This window comes from Bradyrhizobium diazoefficiens USDA 110 (genome assembly GCF_000011365.1).
Classification (GTDB): Bacteria; Pseudomonadota; Alphaproteobacteria; order Rhizobiales; family Xanthobacteraceae; genus Bradyrhizobium; species Bradyrhizobium diazoefficiens.
In genome coordinates, this window is the sequence record NC_004463.1 from 6,318,551 (window position 1) to 6,335,671 (window position 17,121).

The following is a 17,121-nucleotide window of genomic DNA, read 5'->3' on the forward strand; positions in this document are numbered from 1 at the left end:
AGGCGCTCAATCCCGTTGCAATCCCGTTGAAAGACGCAAAGGCCGCGTTGACAGGCTTGGCTGGCCTGTGGTCTGTACCCATCTGTATCGTACGGCCACGTCGGGAGAGACCGGCTTTAGGCAGCCGGCGCCGAAGGAGCAACCGCCCCGGAAACTCTCAGGCAAAAGGACCGCGTGGCTTTGACAGCATCTGGAAAGAGGCGCCGACGAGCTTGAGGCTCGGACAGCGTCCGCCGACGGGATAATACTCTCAGGCACAGCGACAGATGGGGCTTCGACTGGTTGGCTCGGGGAATCGTCCCCGGGGAACCGCCGAGGGCCCCTGTGATGCTAGCTCACGACCAAGACTCCCTGAAACGTACGCCCCTCTACGACCTTCATGTGTCCCTCGGGGGCAAGATGGTGCCGTTCGCGGGCTATGACATGCCCGTGCAGTACCCCGCTGGCGTGCTGAAGGAACACCTCCATACCCGCAGCCAGGCCGGCCTGTTCGACGTCTCCCACATGGGCCAGCTCCGCTTGCTGCCGAAATCCGGCAGGGTCGAGGACGCCGCCCGCGCGCTGGAACGGCTGGTGCCTCAGGATATCGTCGCGATTGCGCTGGGGCGGCAGCGCTACGCCCAGTTCACCAATGCCGATGGCGGCATTCTCGACGACCTGATGGTCGCCAATTTCGGCGACCACCTGTTCCTGGTCGTCAACGCCGCCTGCAAGGCAGAGGACGAGGCGCATCTGCGCGCGCATCTCTCGGACGACTGCGTCATCGATTCGCTGGCCGACCGCGCGCTGATCGCGCTGCAGGGTCCGAAGGCGGAAGCGGTGCTGGCGAAATTCTGTGCAAAGGCGCCGTCCATGAAGTTCATGGACGCCGGTCCGCATGAGGTCGCCGGCATCAAGTGCTTCGTCTCGCGCTCCGGCTACACCGGCGAGGACGGGTTCGAGATTTCGGTTCCCGCCGCGGACGCCGAGCGTCTGGCCAAAACGCTGCTGGAAAACCCCGATGTGGTGCCGATCGGCCTCGGCGCCCGCGACAGCCTGCGGCTGGAAGCCGGGCTCTGCCTCTACGGCCACGACATCGACACCGCCACCACGCCGGTCGAGGCCGCGCTGGAATGGTCGGTGCAGAAAAGCCGCCGCAGCGGCGGCGCGCGCGCGGGTGGTTTCCCCGGCGCCGAGAAGATTCTCGCTCATTTCGACCAGGGTGCGGCCCGCCGCCGCGTCGGCCTGCGCGCGCAAGGCCGCGCGCCGGTGCGCGAGGGCGCGCTGCTGTTTGCTGATAGCGCATCCGCCGAGCCGATCGGACAAGTCACATCGGGCGGCTTCGGCCCGAGCCTGAACGCGCCGGTCGCGATGGGCTACGTGCCCACCGCATCGAGCGCGCTCGGCACAAGCCTGTTCGCCGAGGTGCGCGGCCAGCGGCTGCCAATGACGGTCGCCGCCATGCCCTTCGTGAAAAACACCTACAAACGCTGAGGACTTCAGAAATGACCACGACGCTGTACACCTCCGACCATGAATGGCTCGCCATCGAGGGCGATGTCGCCACCGTCGGGATCACCGACTACGCGCAGTCGCAGCTCGGCGACGTCGTGTTCATCGAGCTGCCCAAGCTCGGCCGCGCGCTGAAGAAGGCGGAAGCCGCCGCCGTGGTGGAGTCCGTGAAGGCCGCCTCCGACGTCTACGCGCCTGTGACGGGCGAGGTGCTCGAGACCAACGATGCGCTCGCCGCCGAGCCGGCGCTGGTGAACTCGGATGCGCAAGGCAAGGCCTGGTTCTTCAAGATCAAGATTGCCGACAAGAGCGAACTAGGCGGCCTCATGGATGAAGCCGCCTACAAGGCCCACACGGCGTGAGATGAAGCGAACTCTGACCTCACATTCGGTGTCATCGTCCGCGACGGCGGACGATCCAGTACGCCGCGGCTTCTCGGTTCTAGCCGTGATGGCTGCGTTTATTGGATGCCCCGCCTTCGCGGGGCATGACGGCGACAGCGAAATCTAAAGCGAGGACCCATGATGACCGCGCACCGCAAATCCAACGGCGACACCACCAATTTCGCTCGCCGCCACATCGGCCCGTCGGCGCGCGACGTCGCCGCGATGCTGGAGACCGTCGGCGCCAAAAGCGTCGACGCGCTGATGGCGGAGACGCTGCCGGCCTCGATCCGGCAGGCCGCCCCGCTCGATCTCGGCAAGCCGCTGAGCGAGACCGAGGCGATCGCGCATATGGGCGAGCTCGCTGCCCAAAACCAGGTCTTCACCTCGCTGATCGGCCAAGGCTATTCCGGCACGATCCTGCCCGCGGTGATCCAGCGCAACATCCTGGAGAATCCGGCCTGGTACACGGCCTACACGCCCTACCAGCCCGAGATCAGCCAGGGCCGGCTGGAGGCGCTGTTCAACTTCCAGACCATGATCTGCGACCTCACCGGGCTCGACGTCGCCAACGCCTCGCTGCTCGACGAGGCCACCGCGGCCGCCGAGGCGATGGCGCTGGCGGAGCGGCACTCGCGGGTCGAAGCAAAGGCCTTCTTCGTCGACAAGGACGTGCATCCGCAGACGCTGGCTGTGATGCGCACCCGCGCCGAGCCGCTGGGTTGGAATTTGATCGTCGGCGATCCCCTCACCGATCTCGACAAGGCCGACGTGCTCGGCGCGCTGCTGCAATATCCGGGCTCATCGGGCGCGTTGCGCGACCTCAGGCCCGCGATCGCGGCGTTGAAGGCCAAGGGCGCACTTGCGATCGTTGCCGCCGACCTGCTGGCCCTGACACTGCTCGCCTCGCCCGGCGAGCTCGGTGCCGACATCGCCATCGGTTCGGCGCAGCGCTTCGGCGTGCCGATGGGCTATGGCGGACCGCACGCGGCCTATATGGCGGTGCGCGATGCGCTGAAGCGTTCGCTGCCCGGCCGCATCGTCGGCCTCTCCGTGGATTCGCGCGGGATGCCGGCCTATCGCCTCGCGCTGCAGACCCGCGAGCAGCACATCCGCCGCGAGAAGGCGACCTCCAACATCTGCACCGCGCAGGTGCTGCTCGCCGTGATCGCCGCGATGTATGCGGTCTATCACGGCCCCGAGGGGCTTTCGCAGATCGCGCGCCAGGTGCATCGCCGCGCTGCGGTGCTCGCCGCGGGCCTGCGCAAGCTCGGCTTTGCGCCGCACTCCGACAGCTTCTTTGACACGCTCAGCGTCGATGCCGGCGCCAAACGCGCCGAGATCGTCGCGCGCGCGGCGGCCGAGAAGATCAATCTCGGCGTCGGTGAAACCGCGCTGCGCATCGCGCTCGACGAGACCACCACGCCGGCGACCGTCGAGGCGGTCTGGCGCGCCTTCGGCGGCCAGCTCGCTTACGCCGAGTTGGACGCGACCACGCGCGAGGCGCTGCCGGAGGCGCTGAAGCGCACGACCGCGTTCCTCACCCACCCGGTGTTCCACGCGCATCGCTCGGAGACCGAGATGCTGCGCTACATGCGCAAGCTCAGCGACCGCGACCTCGCGCTCGACCGCGCCATGATCCCGCTCGGCTCCTGCACGATGAAGCTGAACGCGACCACCGAGATGATGCCGCTGACCTGGCCGGAATTCGGCAGCCTGCACCCGTTCGCCCCGCGCGAGCAGGCCAAGGGCTATCACGCGCTGTTCGCGCGGCTGGAGAAGTGGCTGTGCGACATCACCGGCTATGACGCGATCTCGCTGCAGCCGAATTCCGGCGCGCAAGGCGAATATGCCGGGCTGCTCGCGATCCGCGGCTATCATGCTGCGCGCGGCGAGGCGCATCGCAAGATCTGCCTGATCCCCTCCTCCGCCCACGGCACCAACCCGGCCTCGGCCGCGATGGTCGGCATGGACGTGGTGGTGGTTGCCTGCGAGAAGAACGGCGACGTCGACGTCAACGATCTCCGCGCCAAGGCCGACAAGCACGCGAATGACCTCGCCGCGATCATGATCACCTATCCCTCGACCCACGGCGTGTTCGAGGAGCATATCCGCGAGATCTGCGACATCGTCCACGGCCATGGCGGCCAAGTCTATCTGGACGGCGCCAACCTCAACGCGCAGGTCGGCCTGTCCCGGCCCGGCGATTACGGCGCCGACGTCAGCCACCTCAATCTGCACAAGACCTTCTGCATCCCGCATGGCGGCGGCGGCCCGGGCATGGGCCCGATCGGCGTGAAGGCGCATCTCGCCCCGTTCCTGCCGGGCCATCCGGCGACGCGAGGCGACGCACCGGTCGGCCCGGTCTCGGCCGCGCCGTTCGGCTCGGCCTCGATCCTGACCATCTCCTACATCTACATCCTGATGATGGGCGGCGAAGGCCTGAAGCGCGCCACCGAGATCGCAATCCTCAACGCCAACTACATCGCCGCACGGCTCGATGCGCATTTCCCGGTGCTCTACAAGAACGCGAGGGGCCGCGTCGCGCATGAGTGCATCGTCGATCCGCGTGCGCTGAAGACGACCAGCGGCGTCACCGTGGACGACATCGCCAAACGGCTGATCGATTACGGCTTCCACGCGCCGACCATGAGCTTCCCGGTGCCGGGCACGCTGATGATCGAGCCGACCGAATCGGAATCGAAGGCGGAGCTGGATCGCTTCTGCGACGCCATGATCGCGATCCGGAAGGAGATCGGCGAGGTCGAGGCCGGCCGCTTCAAGATCGAGGCCTCGCCCTTGCGCCACGCCCCGCACACCGTGCACGACATCGCGGACGATGCGTGGGCCCGCGCCTATAGCCGTGCCGAGGGCTGCTTCCCCGACGGCGTCTCGCGCACCGACAAATACTGGAGCCCGGTCGGACGCGTCGACAACGTCTATGGCGACCGCAATTTGGTGTGCTCGTGCCCACCGGTGAGCGACTACGCGGAAGCGGCGGAGTAAGACGCGACGGAAGTTTCGTAGGGTGGGCAAAGCAGAGCGTGCCCACCACATTTGTGCACATTGAGATATGGTGGGCACGGCTCTCGCGCGCCTTTGCCCACCTTACGGCTCTGCCCTCTACCCATCCTACAACCTAGCTTAAGGCGCCACCAGCGAACGACTTTGCCCGTCCCAGCGCCAGAGCCGTTCGTTGGTCAGAAGCGTGCCGCCCCACCAGCGCCGGATCGGATTGTGGCTGCGGAAGTCTTCCCGGCCCGCAAGCACCGCTTTGCCGAACTCCGTCAGCAACAGCCGGCTCCGGCGAAAGGCGGCGTTGCGACCTCGCGCATCGTGCGGGGCAAGCGTCGCGAGCTTCGGATCGAGACCGGCGACCGCCGGCATCGGACCGGACGCAAGCCCTTCGAGCAAAGGGCCGAGCTCCCACTGGTCGTACACACGTGTTTCGAGCAGGCCGCCCGGCTGAAACAGCTCCCTGGTACGGTTGTGTCCCCTCGCAATCAATTCGAGAAGCCGCGCTTCCGTCGCACCCAGTCCGGTGATTGGTGACGGCAGTTCTGCCAGCAATTCTTCCATCGCCGGCTTCAGGAAGGGTAGCCTGGGGAAATCCCTGCTCAGGAGCCCGAGACAGAGCTCAGGCGTTGGCGCGCGGTAGGCCTCCCAGGCCATGCGGGCAACCTCGAAGTCGCGCTCCGTCACATCGAGCGCCCGCACGGTACGCTCGCGGAGCCCCGCGACGTCTGCTCCGAGCAAATCGAAATCGACCAGCCGCAATCGCAGACGCTCGACCATGTAGGGTTCGGCGCGGAGATAGTCGAGGATCCAGACCAACTGCAATTGATTGTTCGGGCTGGGATCAAACCACAGCTCGATGAGCTCGACACCGCAGGTCTCGCAGAACCAGACCAGTCCGAGTTCTCGGTGCGCACGACCGGTCTGGGGCGATTGGACAACAAGATCGGACCACCGCACGTCCGGCTCGCCTCTGAAAGAGCCCCCTTTGAGGTAGTTATCGAGGTGGTGCGACGTCGGCAGCGGTCCTGACACGAACCGAAAGATGAGCGGGACAACCATGTCGGCGCGGTCCGCGTAGGTGAGACCGACGCCGGACGAACTGGTCAGGATCATACGCTTCATCGTCGATGCGCCCGCCCCCACACAAAACGAAACGGGCCCCGAAGACGTCGGCAACTCAACGTCCTCAGTGCCCGCTCCTCGCGAAAAACTCTCCGCGTTAAGACTTACTCGTCCGCCGGCTCCTCGCCGTCGGCGTCGCGCTCAGGGGTGCCGGCCAGAATCTGCTCGGCGATCAGGCCGGAGTTCTGGCGGATCGCGGTCTCGATCTTGGCGGTGATGTCGGGGTTGGCCTTCAGGAACGCTTTCGAGTTCTCGCGGCCCTGGCCGAGGCGCTGGCTGTCATAGGAGAACCAGGCGCCGGACTTTTCGACGATGCCGGCCTTGACGCCGAGATCGAGGATCTCGCCCATCTTGGAAACGCCCTCGCCGTACATGATGTCGAACTCGACCTGCTTGAAGGGCGGCGCCAGCTTGTTCTTCACCACCTTGACGCGCGTGGTGTTGCCGACCACTTCGTCGCGCTCCTTGATCGCGCCGATGCGGCGGATGTCGAGGCGGACGGAGGCGTAGAACTTCAGCGCGTTGCCGCCGGTGGTGGTCTCCGGTGAGCCATACATCACACCGATCTTCATGCGGATCTGGTTGATGAAGATCACCATGGTGTGGGACTTGTTGATGGAGGCCGTCAGCTTGCGCAGCGCCTGGCTCATCAGGCGGGCCTGGAGACCCGGCAGCGCATCGCCCATCTCGCCCTCGAGTTCGGCCTTCGGCACCAGCGCCGCGACCGAATCGACCACCAGAACGTCCACCGCACCCGAGCGCACCAGCGTGTCGCAGATTTCCAGCGCCTGCTCGCCGGTGTCCGGCTGCGAAATCAGCAGCTCGTCGATATTGACCCCGAGCTTGCGTGCATAGACCGGGTCGAGCGCGTGCTCGGCGTCGATGAAGGCACAGATGCCGCCCTTCTTCTGCGCTTCCGCCACCGTGTGCAGCGCCAGCGTGGTCTTGCCCGAGGATTCCGGCCCGTAGATTTCCACGACGCGCCCCTTGGGCAGACCGCCGATCCCCAGTGCAATGTCGAGCCCGAGAGAACCGGAGGACACCGCCTCGACATCCATCGACCGGTCGTTCTTGCCGAGCTTCATCACCGAGCCCTTGCCGAACTGGCGCTCGATCTGGGAGAGCGCGGCGGCCAGAGCTTTACTCTTGTCCATGGAAGATCCTTCGACGATACGCAGGGCAGTTGCGGACATTGGGTCGTGCTCCTTATGGCGAGGATTCGCTAGGGGGACAAACGATTGGCGAGGCGGGCCGGCGATAAAAGCAATGTACCCTATTTGTTCCTGGTTCGCAATATGTTCTTTTGCGGACTTCGGTACTGTCCGTATTTAACCCCCAGTGTCCTAAGCTGAATTCGGAAATGTCCTAATTTGTTCTTGATCGGACACAACCTGTTCATGCGCGTTTAGGATTAACTCGTTATGGGTGTAGCGTATAAGGGCCGGGGCGTTCCGCCAGAAGAACACCCTGGCCACCAGAAGAACACCCTGAAACGTTCACTTTGGAACAGAAGGCAGGCTGACTGCATATTAAGCTCGCAAGAACTCAAACCCTGCGGTTAGGACCCGTAAAGACCAAGACGAGGTTGTGTCATGAGGCAGCGCCGTCGTTTCACGCAAACCGTCCCTCTTGAGGAGCGACTTTCCGAAGAAGCGAAACGTCTCCGCGAACAGGCCAAAGCCCTCCCCCATGGTCCTCAACGAGAGGACCTCCTGCGCAAAGCCCGCCAAGCCGAGATCGGCTCGCACATGAGCGAGTGGCTCACATCGCCGGGGCTTCAACCGCCAAAGCCAGCGTAGGCGCAAAGCACGCCTCAGGTATCGAGTTGCCCGGCATAGATCCGGATTCGTCCCGGCGTGGTCATTCGCAGCCTGCCCTGAAGAAAGACCATGTAGCCTAGCGCGATCAATCGGGCGCGATGTTTGGCAGGGATCGCAGGCGCAGCGCTATTTGCAGCCGCATGACCGACCGCGAGCAAAGAGGCGAACTCTTCATGGGTGAGCTTTTTCGCTTTTGCGGTCATGACCTCAGCATGAACCGCTTCGGCGATCCTGCATGTTCGGTTTTGCTCAGATCCCTGGAAAAAAATAAATAAAGGCCGCCTCAGTTGGCGGCCAGTAGTCCTGTTTGTCGGCGGCTCCTTCGCTAATTCCCAGTGTCCCAGGCTGAATGACGTTGGGGTCCTTCTGGAGTTCGATCGGCATTAAACCGAACTGGGTCCTGATTCCCCCTCCGCGGGTGTCCTGCTCCGGCACAATGAACCTTGGCATGGCGTGTGCAGACGAAGGATTACCGGGGTTTTGCATCATCCCCCCTGGGGCTGGAAAGCCGCCGCCCGCGCCATATTTGAGCGGGCGGCGTTTTTATTTGCGGACAGCAAAAGGCCCCAACTCAAGGGGAACGGGGAGCTGGGGCCAAGGTACTGGGCCAGCCAAGGCTACCGCCGGCCCAGGCGCATCAACATGCACCAGGGCGCCATCCCCGGGCGATGGGGCAATCGGCTTAGTCAGGATTTGCAAGCGAGTGCCCCACATGCAGCGGCCCCGCCTCGCTGGATGCGCGGTGGGGCCGCCTGCTCTCCGGACTGGGGCTGGATCCGTCCGGTGGGCCAATTCAGCCTATGCCCGTTAGCGGGAAGTCGTGACTGCTCAAAAGGGGCATCCCTCGGGTGTCCCAATTCGGTATTGCGGGTGTCCCAATTGGACAGCACCCGGATTTTGGTGCTGGCAGGAGCGGCAAGGAACCGTCCAAGCCTCTCGCCTCGAATTAAGGCCGTGGCAGTGGCCGGCCTCAGCGGCCGGTTTGAAGATCGCGGAGGCTGATTTGCTTTCGTTGACTTTTCCCGAGGTGGTCAAGATTGACCATGTGTCCGGCAGCGGACATGTCAGACTGTGCCGTCACCGCGCGCCCCCTGGCTTTGATCGGTGATGAGAACGCCACCAGCGCTCCCGTCTCCTCCGGAAAGGAGCAGCGCCATGCAGCGACGCCATGTCAAGCACACCACGTCCCTTGAAGAGCGCCTTGCCGAACAAGCGCAACGACTCCATGCGGAAGCCAGATCGCTTCCACCAGGCATCGAGCGTGAGCGTACAATCCGCAAAGCCCGGCAAGCCGAGATCGGCGCTCACATCAGCGAGTGGCTGAGATCGCCCGGACTGCAACCGCCGGATTGAAGGCTGCAACCAACTGGCCGCCAACTCATTGTCCCCCATCACCGGCCGGGGCTCTGCCGTAGGCGCCGGTGACTGAGAGAGATGCGCGCTCCCGCCTGCATTCTGGAGAGCGCCTGCGATGGCCATCTATTACTTCGACCTGCGCGACGGGGACGAGATTGTTCCCGACGAAGAAGGTGTAGAATTGCGAGACCTGCTCGCGGTGCAGGAAGAAGCCGCCCGCGCGCTCGCCGGCCTCTCGTGGGACTCCGTGCAAAACTTCAAAGGCGCGCAAAGTCACAGGATGTCGATTGAAGTCAGGGACACCTATGGCCCTGTGATGCAGGTCAGGTTCGTCTTCGATATCAGCAGGCGGCAATGAGACCGCTTCGGTTGGAGGCCTCTCGGTGAGGCTCTCAGAACTTGCGCGTCAACGCCTCTGATTCCGATCTCGCAGCAACCTCCTTCGACTGAAGCTGACATGCATCAAAGACGCATGAGCAGGGCGCCGTCATGCTTCCGCAATCTTGCGGCATCGAACCTTTTCGCGGTCTGCGGCTTCTCTGGATTGGACCGCAACAGTGGGGATCTCGGTCATGACGGAAAACGCGCACCAGGATGCAACCAGGCGCAATCATCTGCTCGAGGCGGCGCATGAGGAGATGGTCAAGTTCGAGCGGAAGGAAAACGAGTTCCGCAAGAGGGATCGCCAGGAGCGTGCCGCCGAGCTCCATTTGCCCCTGGACGTGATCAAGGTTCATTAGCGATCGGCTGCGGAGCCGACCAGGCGCGCCGGCGAAGTGACAGGCAGCGCCCCGCCTCAGGGACGATCGCATGCTACAGGTACCTAAATACTACCACCAAATCATTGATCGAACAGCGAAATCCCCAGCCCAGCTACTGTGCATGGGGTTGTTTTCCAATTTCTTGAAGACAGTGCCAGCCGCCGGCGCATGCCGGCCTGGCCCCGCTGCCATCTCCCCACCCGCGCATGCCGGCTGGACCTACATCAGCGCCAGCAGCCCGATGCCGATCACCAGCACGACGAAGCCAATCGCCGTCGCGGCGGCGAACGACCGCTCTACGTTATCCATGATGCCACCCCGTTGCCGGCGTGCCACGTTTCCCCCATGGCAGCACCGGACCTTGCGGAATCTCGCCTGCGGCTGTGGCTCGAGTGTTGCGATCGGGTGACCAAATTGGGACCGGTGCGGGGCCAGTCTGCGGCTCTCTCCCGCGCGGGCCTCGATGCCGCCGTCAGGCACCCGTAAGCCTGATCGCCTAATGTCGTCCCGCCCGGTGGACCAACACCGGGCCTCCATACCCAACCGACGACCCCGCTCACCCCCGAGCGGGGTTTTCTGTTTGCGGGCATGGGTGGGCGCCGGCCAGGATTCGATTCGCGGGCTTGTCAGGCTGTCGTAAGCTCAGCCCGCTAGGGTCGTCCGGCTTATGGTGTTGCAGCCCAGCACCTCAGCCTCCAATAACCGCTGACCCGCCTGGCTCTCCCCGGGCGGGTTTTTTTTCATGCCAGCCGGTTCACGAACCCCTCTCCTCCCGCGTCAGCCGCAGCGAGAAGGCGCGGATCGCGGGCGCCGCCAGCAGCACCACGGGCAGCATCGCGGCCCATGCGATCAGCCATGACACCATCCAGTGCCGGGCGAACAGCATCGCGCCGTCAGCGGGCAGGCTGGCGATCCCCGCCGCGATCAGCGAGGTCAGTCCGGACTGGAGGACACCGAAGACGAAATGACTGTAGCGGCGGGGAATGCCGAGCATGACGCGCCCATGTTGCTTGCCGTCACGAGGCCAAGCAAGGCACATGCCGGGGCCCGCATCGCGGTGGGCCTGGACTCTTCCCGTTCGATCGGGATCGTCAGTCAGTCAGTGCCGCGCGTTGGACAGCGGCGCGCCCCGCATCGGCTCGGTGCGATCGGAGCAGCACGACAATCCTTCGAAGCGCCAGAAGGTGACGAGGCTGGCCTCGCCGCACTCTTCGCAGACGAGCGTCTCGTCACCGAGCATGAAGCGGCCGCGCCTGAATGTCGGGGACGACGCCGGATGCCGGCAATGCGGACAGACCAGCGAGAACTTCCGTACACCCCAACGTAACGCAAGACGCCTCAGCCAGTTCACGCGGTCCTCTTCGCTGACGGCGTGCTCGTGCCGTGCTTCGATGTCAGCACAGCATAGGTGCCCGGCACGCAAAAGTGGAAATGCTTCAAGCGCACATGCTCGCTTCGAATAGCCGCGCCCGCACAGTTGCGGTTCCTCACATCTGCGATGGAGCGCAGGATGTCTCGCCACTCCCGCGTTCAACCTGGCATGTCGCCTGCGGCCATCGACGCGAAGATTCCCTGCGCTGAGTCCTGGAGCAACCGATCGTTAACCGATGACCATCGAATGGCCCCGTGGTTCTCCGACCATGAACAGAGTTCCTGAGCCGCGCACAGCTGCATCAGCGCAGCGGGCGATGGACTTGCACCGCTTGGCGGGTTGGCATCTTTCGGAATGCGATTTCGTTTGCTTCGGAGCGCGCGCGCTTTCGAAATTTCCGTGAACTGTCTAAGGCTTAACAGCGGATTTTGCTTGTCCCGGGAATATAATCACGCTCACCATGTTAGAGTGATCGAAGGTGAATCGTGGGGAGGTAACCATGAATCACAGGGGCATCGAGTTCACCGTCGCCAAGACGGCCGTTCCTGGAATCTGGCAATGGCAGTTCCGAATCGGCGAGCAGGTCAAGACCGGCAAGACCGAGACCAAGATCGACCAGCTGGCGATCCGGCGGGTGCAGCTGCGCATCGATCGGGAACTGAAGGCCATCGGGCGCAAGACAGCCTGAACAACACGGCCTGAACCGGACGCACCAGATCGGCGGCGCCCCGGCGCATCCCGTAGCCGCCCGGAATTGATCTGCCTGTGGTTTGGGATTGCACTGCGCGCCACGGCCTTGGGGGCGGGGCCGTCACGCGATCGGGCCAGCCATGCCGCTCTATTTCTTTCGAATCCGAAACGGTCGCTATTCCGGCTGTGCGGACCAGGCGTCGGAATTTGCCGATCGCGATTTGGCCTGGAAGGAGATGACCAGCGCCTGCGCCGACATGGCCGCTGGCATCGCCCGCAAGCTCCAGGAAAACTCCGAATGGCACATGGAGCTCCTGGACGAGGCCAAGGAGCCGGTGTTCCGCATCCGCATCGTCGCCGAGACGCTCGACTAGACGCGGACCTCAATCGGCGCTGGGCAGCCGCCGCATGGTGAATTCGATGTCGCCGCCGGGCAGCTCGCGCCAGGTCTCGACCGCGCTCATATAGCCGGCCTTGGGGTAGCGGGCGAAGAAAGCCTGCGCCCTCGCCCGCGCCGCCGCGCGCGGCAGCGTAAAGGTCTCGCGCAGATAGCCGTCGCCGGTGCGCTCGCCCGGCTTGCCGCCGATCCTGCGCCGGCGCGCCATCCGCTCGGCGAGATCTCGCGGACGATCGGCCATGACCTGTCCTCCTCTACGCAACACCTGCCAATAATGTAGGGAGCGGGCCGGACGATGAGGAGTCCCGGCCGAAAGGCGCATGCCGCCTCCGGCCGCCAGCTTCAGTTGGCGGCCGTGCCGGTCTTGGTCTTCTTCGGCGCGCCGGTGGTTGCGGCGGACGCCTTCGGCGCAGCCTGCTTCGGCGGATCGGAGCGCATGCCGCCCCAGGGGTCGTTGGACGCCTTGGCGTCCGGAATCTTCTTCAGCGTTTCCTTGTAGGCCTTGTCACGCTCGGCTTCCGCGGCCTTCTCCTCCGGGGTCTTGCCCGGGCCCTCCTGCAACAAATTGAGATTGGGCATTTGCGCGTAGGCCGGTCCCGCCAGCACGGCCAGCAGCACCGCCGCCATACGGAAAAGCTTCATCTTTGACTCCTTAGACCATTCATGGAGGCGCGGATCGCCCGTGCCTTGTCATCCCAGTGCGGCCGCTAAGGTGCCGCAGGAACCGCTACGATCGGCACGATTTCGGCGCGTGCAGCCAGTCGTCCCAGATCGGGCCGCACCTGGTGCACCCGTTCAGCGCCAGACCAAGCGCAATCAGACAAAAGACGAGGACATACCGACGCAACATAACCCACCCGTACCCAACCAAGGCATCATATCGGGCGAAGTCGGGCATTTTCAAGCCGACCGGACCGGCATCAGACCGGGTGACTTTGCCGCGCCGATCCGCGCAGAATGGCCGAAACATCCGGCAACAATGGAGGACACGACAGCAATGCCATCGCAGCCAGAAGCCGAGTTCGGCATCACCGAGGCCAGACGCATCCTCGGCGAGGTCTTTGCACCCTGGGTCCAGGATCTCAACCTCTCGGTCGAGCGTATCGAGCACGCGCAGCCCGCGGATGTGACGGACTGGCAGCCGGGCGCGCTGCTCCGGATGGCGTTTTCGGAGCGGCTGTGCCGGAACGGCGGCGTGGTCTGTGGCCAGGCGCTGATGGCCCTCGCCGACACCGCGATGGTGATCGCAATCCTCGCCGCCAATCGCGGCTACCGTCCGATGACGACGGTCGACCAGACCACGCATTTCATGCGCGCCGCCACCTCGTCGGACGTGCTCGCAGACGCCCGCGTGGTGCGGCTCGGGCGCACCATGAGCTTTGGCCGCGTCACGCTGCTCTCGGCCGCCGACAACAAGCCGGTGGCGATGGTGTCGAGCGCGTTCGCGATGTTGCCGGGATGAGCCCCACGAAAAATGAAGAGAGCCGCGTGAACGCAAGGCGCATCGCGGCTCTCCATCACGTTCGCATCGAAGCGAGAGGCCGAAGCGCGATTGCGTCCGCACTTCAGTCCGCTTCAAGAGTTACTTGCCGAGGATCTCGTCGGCCGCGGTGACGACGCTGACGGTCGGATTCTTTCCGCAATAGGCACCGAACTTCTTGGCGTTCTCGATGAACACCTCGGTGTCGATGATCGCGTTGTCCTCGTCGCCCTTGTACCAGCCGTCCATCCAGGTCAGCACGACCGCGATGTTGTCTTCGCCGCTCTCGAGGAACTGCCTGCAGGTCATGGTCGAGAGGTCCCACTTGACGGCGTGGGCGGGCATCGACGACAGCGAGAGCGCTGCGGCGAACAGGATCGAAAGCATGGTCTTCATCGGAATCTCCATCGGCGCGTAAGGCCACAAAGGAAAGGCTTGTGAGGAAAGTCGGCGGGACGTGACTGACCGCTTCAACGTCGTAAACGAAGTCTGAAGCGCTGTGCAAATAGCGCCAGTATTGAGTTTAGTTCAACGTAATTTCTATGCACTACTTCACAATCATCATTGTGGATTAACGCAGATGACCGAGAAACGTGCAGCCCAACGTTACCGTGTTTTCAAGGGTGGAACGATCACCTTTGAAAACAACGGCATCGCGTGCACCGTGCGAAACATGCCCGCGGGCGGCGTGGCGATCGACCTCGAGACCCCCGTCACATTGCCGCAATCGTTCACACTCTCGATCGCGCGCGACAATTTCGTGCGGACTTGCCGCCCCGTATGGCGCAGCGACAGGCGCGTCGGTCTCGCTTTCGTGCAATAGCGCGCACGATGTGAACGACTGTTCGTATCGCATCCACAATGCGGTTATGAGTGCCTGCTACGATGGCAGCGGCGCAAGGCGCAGGCCCGCCATCGCGCGTGCGATCGCCGACGATGCCGCAAACTCTTGCACTGGGATGTTCGAGATCATCGGTGACGCCGAGCGCCGGAGGATCCTGCCGGCCGTCAGATCGACTGCGACCATCTCGCTCTCGACCGGCCAGATCGGCCCGCAGGTGTCGCGGTCGAGCACGACGACAAGACCCTGCCTGGTCGGCCGGATCACGGCGTCGCGCCGACTGTCGCCAGTATCGGGGCGTGCCCGCTATCGTTCGGGCGCTTGTCGCCCCATCGCCACCCCGACGCTTCTCACGCGTTGCCCGGCCGCGACGACGACAAGAACAGCGCGATGCGAGCGGTCAAACGGCACAGGCGTGTCGCCAGTGCCCATCGCGCTCATTTGGGCTTCTTGGCAGGTTCAGGCGGACGGGCTCCGCTCCACGGATCGTACTTCTCCTTGGGCTCCGGAATGCGCTCAAGCGCAGCCTTGTAGGCCTTCTCGTCGACCTTGGGCTTGTTGTCCGTCTTCTGGGCGCCTTCGTTCGGCTGGCGTCTGCCGCCACCCATCTGCGCCTGCGCCGAGGCAACCGTCAGCGCCAGCACCGCCGCCGCTATGACCAAAATCCTCATCGGTGCAATCCCCCTCGTCTGGGATACAAACTAGCCCGCAATCCCGTAATAGCAAATGCCGGGGGTTCCAGGCCTTCAGCAAATCTTGATCGGCCCGGATTTTGCCAGATCGCATTCGTGCCTATCTCTTGGCCCGCGGGGAGGACCTTCACGGATGTTGCGGATCATTGCTCATGCGGCGCTGCTGGCCGGCGCGCTCGCGCTCGGTGCCTGCGGCTTTGCCGACAGCCGCGCGCCGGTGCCCGAGTTCATGCGCATGAAGGAAACCGAGCAGCCACCGCCCGAGCCGCCCCCCGACGTCAAGCGCGTGGTGCGCGAGCAGATCGATGTCGTCTTCGTCAACACGTCCTATCCGCGCGAAGTGCACGTCGCCCCGCCGCATCGTGAGGTGCGAGGACCCGGCTGGACGGCCTGCGTCCGCGCGCAGCTCACCTCCGCAACCGGCTCCGCGCTCGGCGCCCAGACCTACATCGTGACCATCAGCGGTGGAAAGGTCGTCGATCGCCGGCGCGCGGAAGCCGACGACATCTGCGGGACCGAGACCTACGAGCCGATCTAGGAACAAGCGGCGCCGTCAGCTCTGTGTAAGGCGGAATACCTTGAGGGCATCCGAGACCAGATCGGCGTTTCCGCTCGCTCAAGCTGCATCGTGAAGAGCAATCGCGATACCGGCAGTTGAGGGTGAATGTCATTTGGACGTGCGCCGTTAAGGCAGGCTTGGACGATCATGGCGGCCGTCGGCATCCGGTAGCGCTTCAGCCTCCCCCAGAAAGGAAATCGGCAAACGGCTCCAAGCAATCATGATGATTCGCCGGATTGATGGGTTTCGCCCCCGGGAACATTGCCGACGTGCCAAATCCAGTTCCGGGAAAATCCTGCATTTGGGCCGGAACGATCGCCGCCTCCCATTCTTGTTACCGCAGTGGGCAGTTTCGGAGGAGGATATGATGCGGACATTTTCGATTGCACTGCTGGCGGGCGTCGCGGCCCTCGCTGCGGCGAGCGGCGCGAAGGCTGCCGACATCTACACGACCAGCGAATACGCCAACCCCGATCTCATCCAGGAAGTCCGGCTCGTCTGCGATGACGCCGGCAATTGCTATCGTACCCGCGGCGGGGCGCGCGTGATCGTGCGCGACTCCTACAACACCATGCCGCGCGAGCGCTATTATGAGCGCCGCACCTATCGCGACTGGGACGACGGCCCGCGAGGCGGCGTCGGCATTCGCGCGCCCGGTGTCAGCGTGGGCGTCGGTGTCGGCGGCGACCGCTGGTAATCATTAGAACCAAGACGGATGGGACCGGACGAGGCAACTCGCCCGGTCCCATCACATATGATTGCATCCGGTCACAGGCGTCAGGCGGCAACCGATTGCTGCTGAAATTGCTCGTAGGCTGCGATCGCATCGGCGGCGTACATTAGCGACGGCCCGCCGCCCATATAGACCGCCATGCCGAGCGTCTCCTCGATCTCCTCGCGCGTTGCACCGAGCTTGACAAGGGCCTCTGTATGAAAGCCGATGCAGCCGTCGCAATGCGCCGCGACGCCGAGCGCCAGCGCCATCAGCTCCTTGGTCTTCTTGTCCAGCGCGCCGTCACGCGTCGCGGCCTGGGCGAGCGCGGCAAATCCCTTCATGGTGTCGGGAATGTCACTCCGCAGCTTGCGCAGATTGGCGGAGATATTCCGGGTGATATCAACGTAGTTCTTGTCCATCAAAT

22 protein-coding genes and 1 riboswitch are annotated in these 17,121 nt (G+C 64.1%); of the genes, 11 read left to right on the forward strand and 11 right to left on the reverse strand.

The genetic code is table 11. From position 1 onward, the window contains the following. Nucleotides 1–91: 91 nt before the first annotated feature. Nucleotides 92–182: riboswitch (glycine riboswitch) on the forward strand. A gap of 145 nt (nucleotides 183–327) precedes the next feature. The 3 genes from gcvT to gcvP all read left to right on the forward strand — a co-directional run bounded on the left by gcvT (nucleotide 328) and on the right by gcvP (nucleotide 4,880). Next, nucleotides 328–1,473 (forward strand): glycine cleavage system aminomethyltransferase GcvT, encoded by a 1,146-nt coding sequence (gene gcvT, locus BJA_RS29115; RefSeq protein ID WP_063921497.1) that lies wholly within the window; start codon nucleotides 328–330, stop codon nucleotides 1,471–1,473. 11 nt (nucleotides 1,474–1,484) lie between these two features. Then, complete coding sequence (gene gcvH / locus BJA_RS29120; RefSeq protein ID WP_011088496.1) at nucleotides 1,485–1,853, forward strand: glycine cleavage system protein GcvH; 369 nt, start codon at nucleotides 1,485–1,487, stop codon at nucleotides 1,851–1,853. Between the two features lie 162 nt (nucleotides 1,854–2,015). Next, the gene (gene gcvP / locus BJA_RS29125; RefSeq protein ID WP_038967189.1) at nucleotides 2,016–4,880 is read left to right on the forward strand and encodes an aminomethyl-transferring glycine dehydrogenase; all 2,865 of its coding nucleotides are present in this window, start codon (nucleotides 2,016–2,018) and stop codon (nucleotides 4,878–4,880) included. Between the two features lie 138 nt (nucleotides 4,881–5,018). Here gcvP and BJA_RS29130 read toward each other — a convergent pair whose 3' ends face one another. From BJA_RS29130 to BJA_RS29140, 3 genes are all read right to left on the reverse strand, one after another. Next, nucleotides 5,019–6,014 carry a hypothetical protein gene (locus tag BJA_RS29130; protein WP_038967185.1) on the reverse strand — a complete coding sequence of 332 codons (996 nt, stop codon included), beginning with the start codon at nucleotides 6,012–6,014 and terminating at the stop codon, nucleotides 5,019–5,021. Nucleotides 6,015–6,118: 104 nt separating this feature from the next. Then, complete coding sequence (gene recA / locus BJA_RS29135; RefSeq protein ID WP_011088499.1) at nucleotides 6,119–7,207, reverse strand: recombinase RecA; 1,089 nt, start codon at nucleotides 7,205–7,207, stop codon at nucleotides 6,119–6,121. 620 nt (nucleotides 7,208–7,827) lie between these two features. Continuing rightward, nucleotides 7,828–8,037, reverse strand: coding sequence for a hypothetical protein (locus BJA_RS29140; RefSeq protein ID WP_011088501.1), 210 nt, complete (start codon nucleotides 8,035–8,037; stop codon nucleotides 7,828–7,830). Between the two features lie 1,268 nt (nucleotides 8,038–9,305). On the opposite strand from BJA_RS29140, the gene BJA_RS29145 reads away from it, so the two are divergent. Together BJA_RS29145 and BJA_RS42425 are read left to right on the forward strand one after the other, a co-directional pair. Continuing rightward, complete coding sequence (locus BJA_RS29145; RefSeq protein ID WP_011088503.1) at nucleotides 9,306–9,548, forward strand: DUF6894 family protein; 243 nt, start codon at nucleotides 9,306–9,308, stop codon at nucleotides 9,546–9,548. A 214-nt stretch (nucleotides 9,549–9,762) separates the two neighbouring features. Beyond that, complete coding sequence (locus tag BJA_RS42425) at nucleotides 9,763–9,930, forward strand: hypothetical protein (protein WP_053815136.1); 168 nt, start codon at nucleotides 9,763–9,765, stop codon at nucleotides 9,928–9,930. A 775-nt stretch (nucleotides 9,931–10,705) separates the two neighbouring features. On the opposite strand, the gene BJA_RS29150 is transcribed toward BJA_RS42425, so the two are convergent. Beyond that, entirely contained in the window at nucleotides 10,706–10,945 is a 240-nt protein-coding gene (locus tag BJA_RS29150; RefSeq protein ID WP_028173338.1) for a DUF2798 domain-containing protein, read from the reverse strand. A 105-nt stretch (nucleotides 10,946–11,050) separates the two neighbouring features. Then, nucleotides 11,051–11,302 (reverse strand): hypothetical protein, encoded by a 252-nt coding sequence (locus BJA_RS29155; RefSeq protein WP_162185873.1) that lies wholly within the window; start codon nucleotides 11,300–11,302, stop codon nucleotides 11,051–11,053. 520 nt (nucleotides 11,303–11,822) lie between these two features. Between BJA_RS29155 and BJA_RS29160 the strand changes: the two genes are divergently transcribed. After that, nucleotides 11,823–12,011 carry a hypothetical protein gene (locus BJA_RS29160; protein ID WP_038967183.1) on the forward strand — a complete coding sequence of 63 codons (189 nt, stop codon included), beginning with the start codon at nucleotides 11,823–11,825 and terminating at the stop codon, nucleotides 12,009–12,011. Between the two features lie 142 nt (nucleotides 12,012–12,153). After that, nucleotides 12,154–12,387: a DUF6894 family protein gene (locus tag BJA_RS29165; RefSeq protein WP_011088507.1), complete on the forward strand. Its 234-nt coding sequence runs from the start codon at nucleotides 12,154–12,156 to the stop codon at nucleotides 12,385–12,387. Between the two features lie 9 nt (nucleotides 12,388–12,396). Here BJA_RS29165 and BJA_RS29170 read toward each other — a convergent pair whose 3' ends face one another. Next, complete coding sequence (locus tag BJA_RS29170; protein WP_038967182.1) at nucleotides 12,397–12,651, reverse strand: hypothetical protein; 255 nt, start codon at nucleotides 12,649–12,651, stop codon at nucleotides 12,397–12,399. Nucleotides 12,652–12,752: 101 nt separating this feature from the next. Continuing rightward, a complete protein-coding gene (locus BJA_RS29175) occupies nucleotides 12,753–13,052 on the reverse strand; it encodes a hypothetical protein (protein ID WP_028173335.1) in 300 nt (99 codons plus the stop codon). Nucleotides 13,053–13,407: 355 nt separating this feature from the next. Between BJA_RS29175 and BJA_RS29180 the strand changes: the two genes are divergently transcribed. Further along, nucleotides 13,408–13,872 (forward strand): PaaI family thioesterase, encoded by a 465-nt coding sequence (locus tag BJA_RS29180; protein WP_028173334.1) that lies wholly within the window; start codon nucleotides 13,408–13,410, stop codon nucleotides 13,870–13,872. Nucleotides 13,873–13,992: 120 nt separating this feature from the next. Here BJA_RS29180 and BJA_RS29185 read toward each other — a convergent pair whose 3' ends face one another. Further along, nucleotides 13,993–14,286, reverse strand: coding sequence for an HdeA family protein (locus BJA_RS29185; protein ID WP_038967187.1), 294 nt, complete (start codon nucleotides 14,284–14,286; stop codon nucleotides 13,993–13,995). A 184-nt stretch (nucleotides 14,287–14,470) separates the two neighbouring features. On the opposite strand from BJA_RS29185, the gene BJA_RS29190 reads away from it, so the two are divergent. Further along, nucleotides 14,471–14,713 carry a PilZ domain-containing protein gene (locus BJA_RS29190; RefSeq protein ID WP_038967181.1) on the forward strand — a complete coding sequence of 81 codons (243 nt, stop codon included), beginning with the start codon at nucleotides 14,471–14,473 and terminating at the stop codon, nucleotides 14,711–14,713. A gap of 57 nt (nucleotides 14,714–14,770) precedes the next feature. Here BJA_RS29190 and BJA_RS29195 read toward each other — a convergent pair whose 3' ends face one another. Together BJA_RS29195 and BJA_RS29200 are read right to left on the reverse strand one after the other, a co-directional pair. Next, nucleotides 14,771–14,998 carry a hypothetical protein gene (locus BJA_RS29195; RefSeq protein WP_028173332.1) on the reverse strand — a complete coding sequence of 76 codons (228 nt, stop codon included), beginning with the start codon at nucleotides 14,996–14,998 and terminating at the stop codon, nucleotides 14,771–14,773. Nucleotides 14,999–15,168: 170 nt separating this feature from the next. Continuing rightward, nucleotides 15,169–15,402, reverse strand: a complete 234-nt coding sequence (locus BJA_RS29200) for a hypothetical protein (protein ID WP_028173331.1) — start codon at nucleotides 15,400–15,402, stop codon at nucleotides 15,169–15,171. A 154-nt stretch (nucleotides 15,403–15,556) separates the two neighbouring features. Here BJA_RS29200 and BJA_RS29205 point away from each other — a divergent pair, with 154 nt between their 5' ends. Together BJA_RS29205 and BJA_RS29210 are read left to right on the forward strand one after the other, a co-directional pair. Next, the gene (locus BJA_RS29205) at nucleotides 15,557–15,961 is read left to right on the forward strand and encodes a hypothetical protein (RefSeq protein WP_038967179.1); all 405 of its coding nucleotides are present in this window, start codon (nucleotides 15,557–15,559) and stop codon (nucleotides 15,959–15,961) included. 385 nt (nucleotides 15,962–16,346) lie between these two features. Further along, the gene (locus BJA_RS29210; protein ID WP_038967178.1) at nucleotides 16,347–16,679 is read left to right on the forward strand and encodes a hypothetical protein; all 333 of its coding nucleotides are present in this window, start codon (nucleotides 16,347–16,349) and stop codon (nucleotides 16,677–16,679) included. Between the two features lie 80 nt (nucleotides 16,680–16,759). On the opposite strand, the gene BJA_RS29215 is transcribed toward BJA_RS29210, so the two are convergent. Continuing rightward, entirely contained in the window at nucleotides 16,760–17,116 is a 357-nt protein-coding gene (locus BJA_RS29215) for a carboxymuconolactone decarboxylase family protein (RefSeq protein WP_011088514.1), read from the reverse strand. Between the last annotated feature and the right edge of the window lie 5 nt (nucleotides 17,117–17,121).

Bases quoted from the DNA above. Each gene is read 5' to 3' on its own strand.
- recA (WP_011088499.1), bottom strand. From the start codon at position 7,207: ATGTCCGCAACTGCCCTGCGTATCGTCGAAGGATCTTCCATGGACAAG.
- BJA_RS29140 (WP_011088501.1), bottom strand. From the start codon at position 8,037: ATGACCGCAAAAGCGAAAAAGCTCACCCATGAAGAGTTCGCCTCTTTG.
- BJA_RS29185 (WP_038967187.1), bottom strand. From the start codon at position 14,286: ATGAAGACCATGCTTTCGATCCTGTTCGCCGCAGCGCTCTCGCTGTCG.
- BJA_RS42425 (WP_053815136.1), top strand. From the start codon at position 9,763: ATGACGGAAAACGCGCACCAGGATGCAACCAGGCGCAATCATCTGCTC.
- BJA_RS29130 (WP_038967185.1), bottom strand. From the start codon at position 6,014: ATGAAGCGTATGATCCTGACCAGTTCGTCCGGCGTCGGTCTCACCTAC.
- BJA_RS29180 (WP_028173334.1), top strand. From the start codon at position 13,408: ATGCCATCGCAGCCAGAAGCCGAGTTCGGCATCACCGAGGCCAGACGC.
- gcvT (WP_063921497.1), top strand. From the start codon at position 328: ATGCTAGCTCACGACCAAGACTCCCTGAAACGTACGCCCCTCTACGAC.
- gcvH (WP_011088496.1), top strand. From the start codon at position 1,485: ATGACCACGACGCTGTACACCTCCGACCATGAATGGCTCGCCATCGAG.
- BJA_RS29160 (WP_038967183.1), top strand. From the start codon at position 11,823: ATGAATCACAGGGGCATCGAGTTCACCGTCGCCAAGACGGCCGTTCCT.
- BJA_RS29175 (WP_028173335.1), bottom strand. From the start codon at position 13,052: ATGAAGCTTTTCCGTATGGCGGCGGTGCTGCTGGCCGTGCTGGCGGGA.
- BJA_RS29200 (WP_028173331.1), bottom strand. From the start codon at position 15,402: ATGAGGATTTTGGTCATAGCGGCGGCGGTGCTGGCGCTGACGGTTGCC.
- BJA_RS29215 (WP_011088514.1), bottom strand. From the start codon at position 17,116: ATGGACAAGAACTACGTTGATATCACCCGGAATATCTCCGCCAATCTG.
- BJA_RS29165 (WP_011088507.1), top strand. From the start codon at position 12,154: ATGCCGCTCTATTTCTTTCGAATCCGAAACGGTCGCTATTCCGGCTGT.
- BJA_RS29190 (WP_038967181.1), top strand. From the start codon at position 14,471: ATGACCGAGAAACGTGCAGCCCAACGTTACCGTGTTTTCAAGGGTGGA.
- BJA_RS29150 (WP_028173338.1), bottom strand. From the start codon at position 10,945: ATGCTCGGCATTCCCCGCCGCTACAGTCATTTCGTCTTCGGTGTCCTC.
- BJA_RS29145 (WP_011088503.1), top strand. From the start codon at position 9,306: ATGGCCATCTATTACTTCGACCTGCGCGACGGGGACGAGATTGTTCCC.
- BJA_RS29205 (WP_038967179.1), top strand. From the start codon at position 15,557: ATGTTGCGGATCATTGCTCATGCGGCGCTGCTGGCCGGCGCGCTCGCG.
- BJA_RS29170 (WP_038967182.1), bottom strand. From the start codon at position 12,651: ATGGCCGATCGTCCGCGAGATCTCGCCGAGCGGATGGCGCGCCGGCGC.
- BJA_RS29210 (WP_038967178.1), top strand. From the start codon at position 16,347: ATGATGCGGACATTTTCGATTGCACTGCTGGCGGGCGTCGCGGCCCTC.
- gcvP (WP_038967189.1), top strand. From the start codon at position 2,016: ATGACCGCGCACCGCAAATCCAACGGCGACACCACCAATTTCGCTCGC.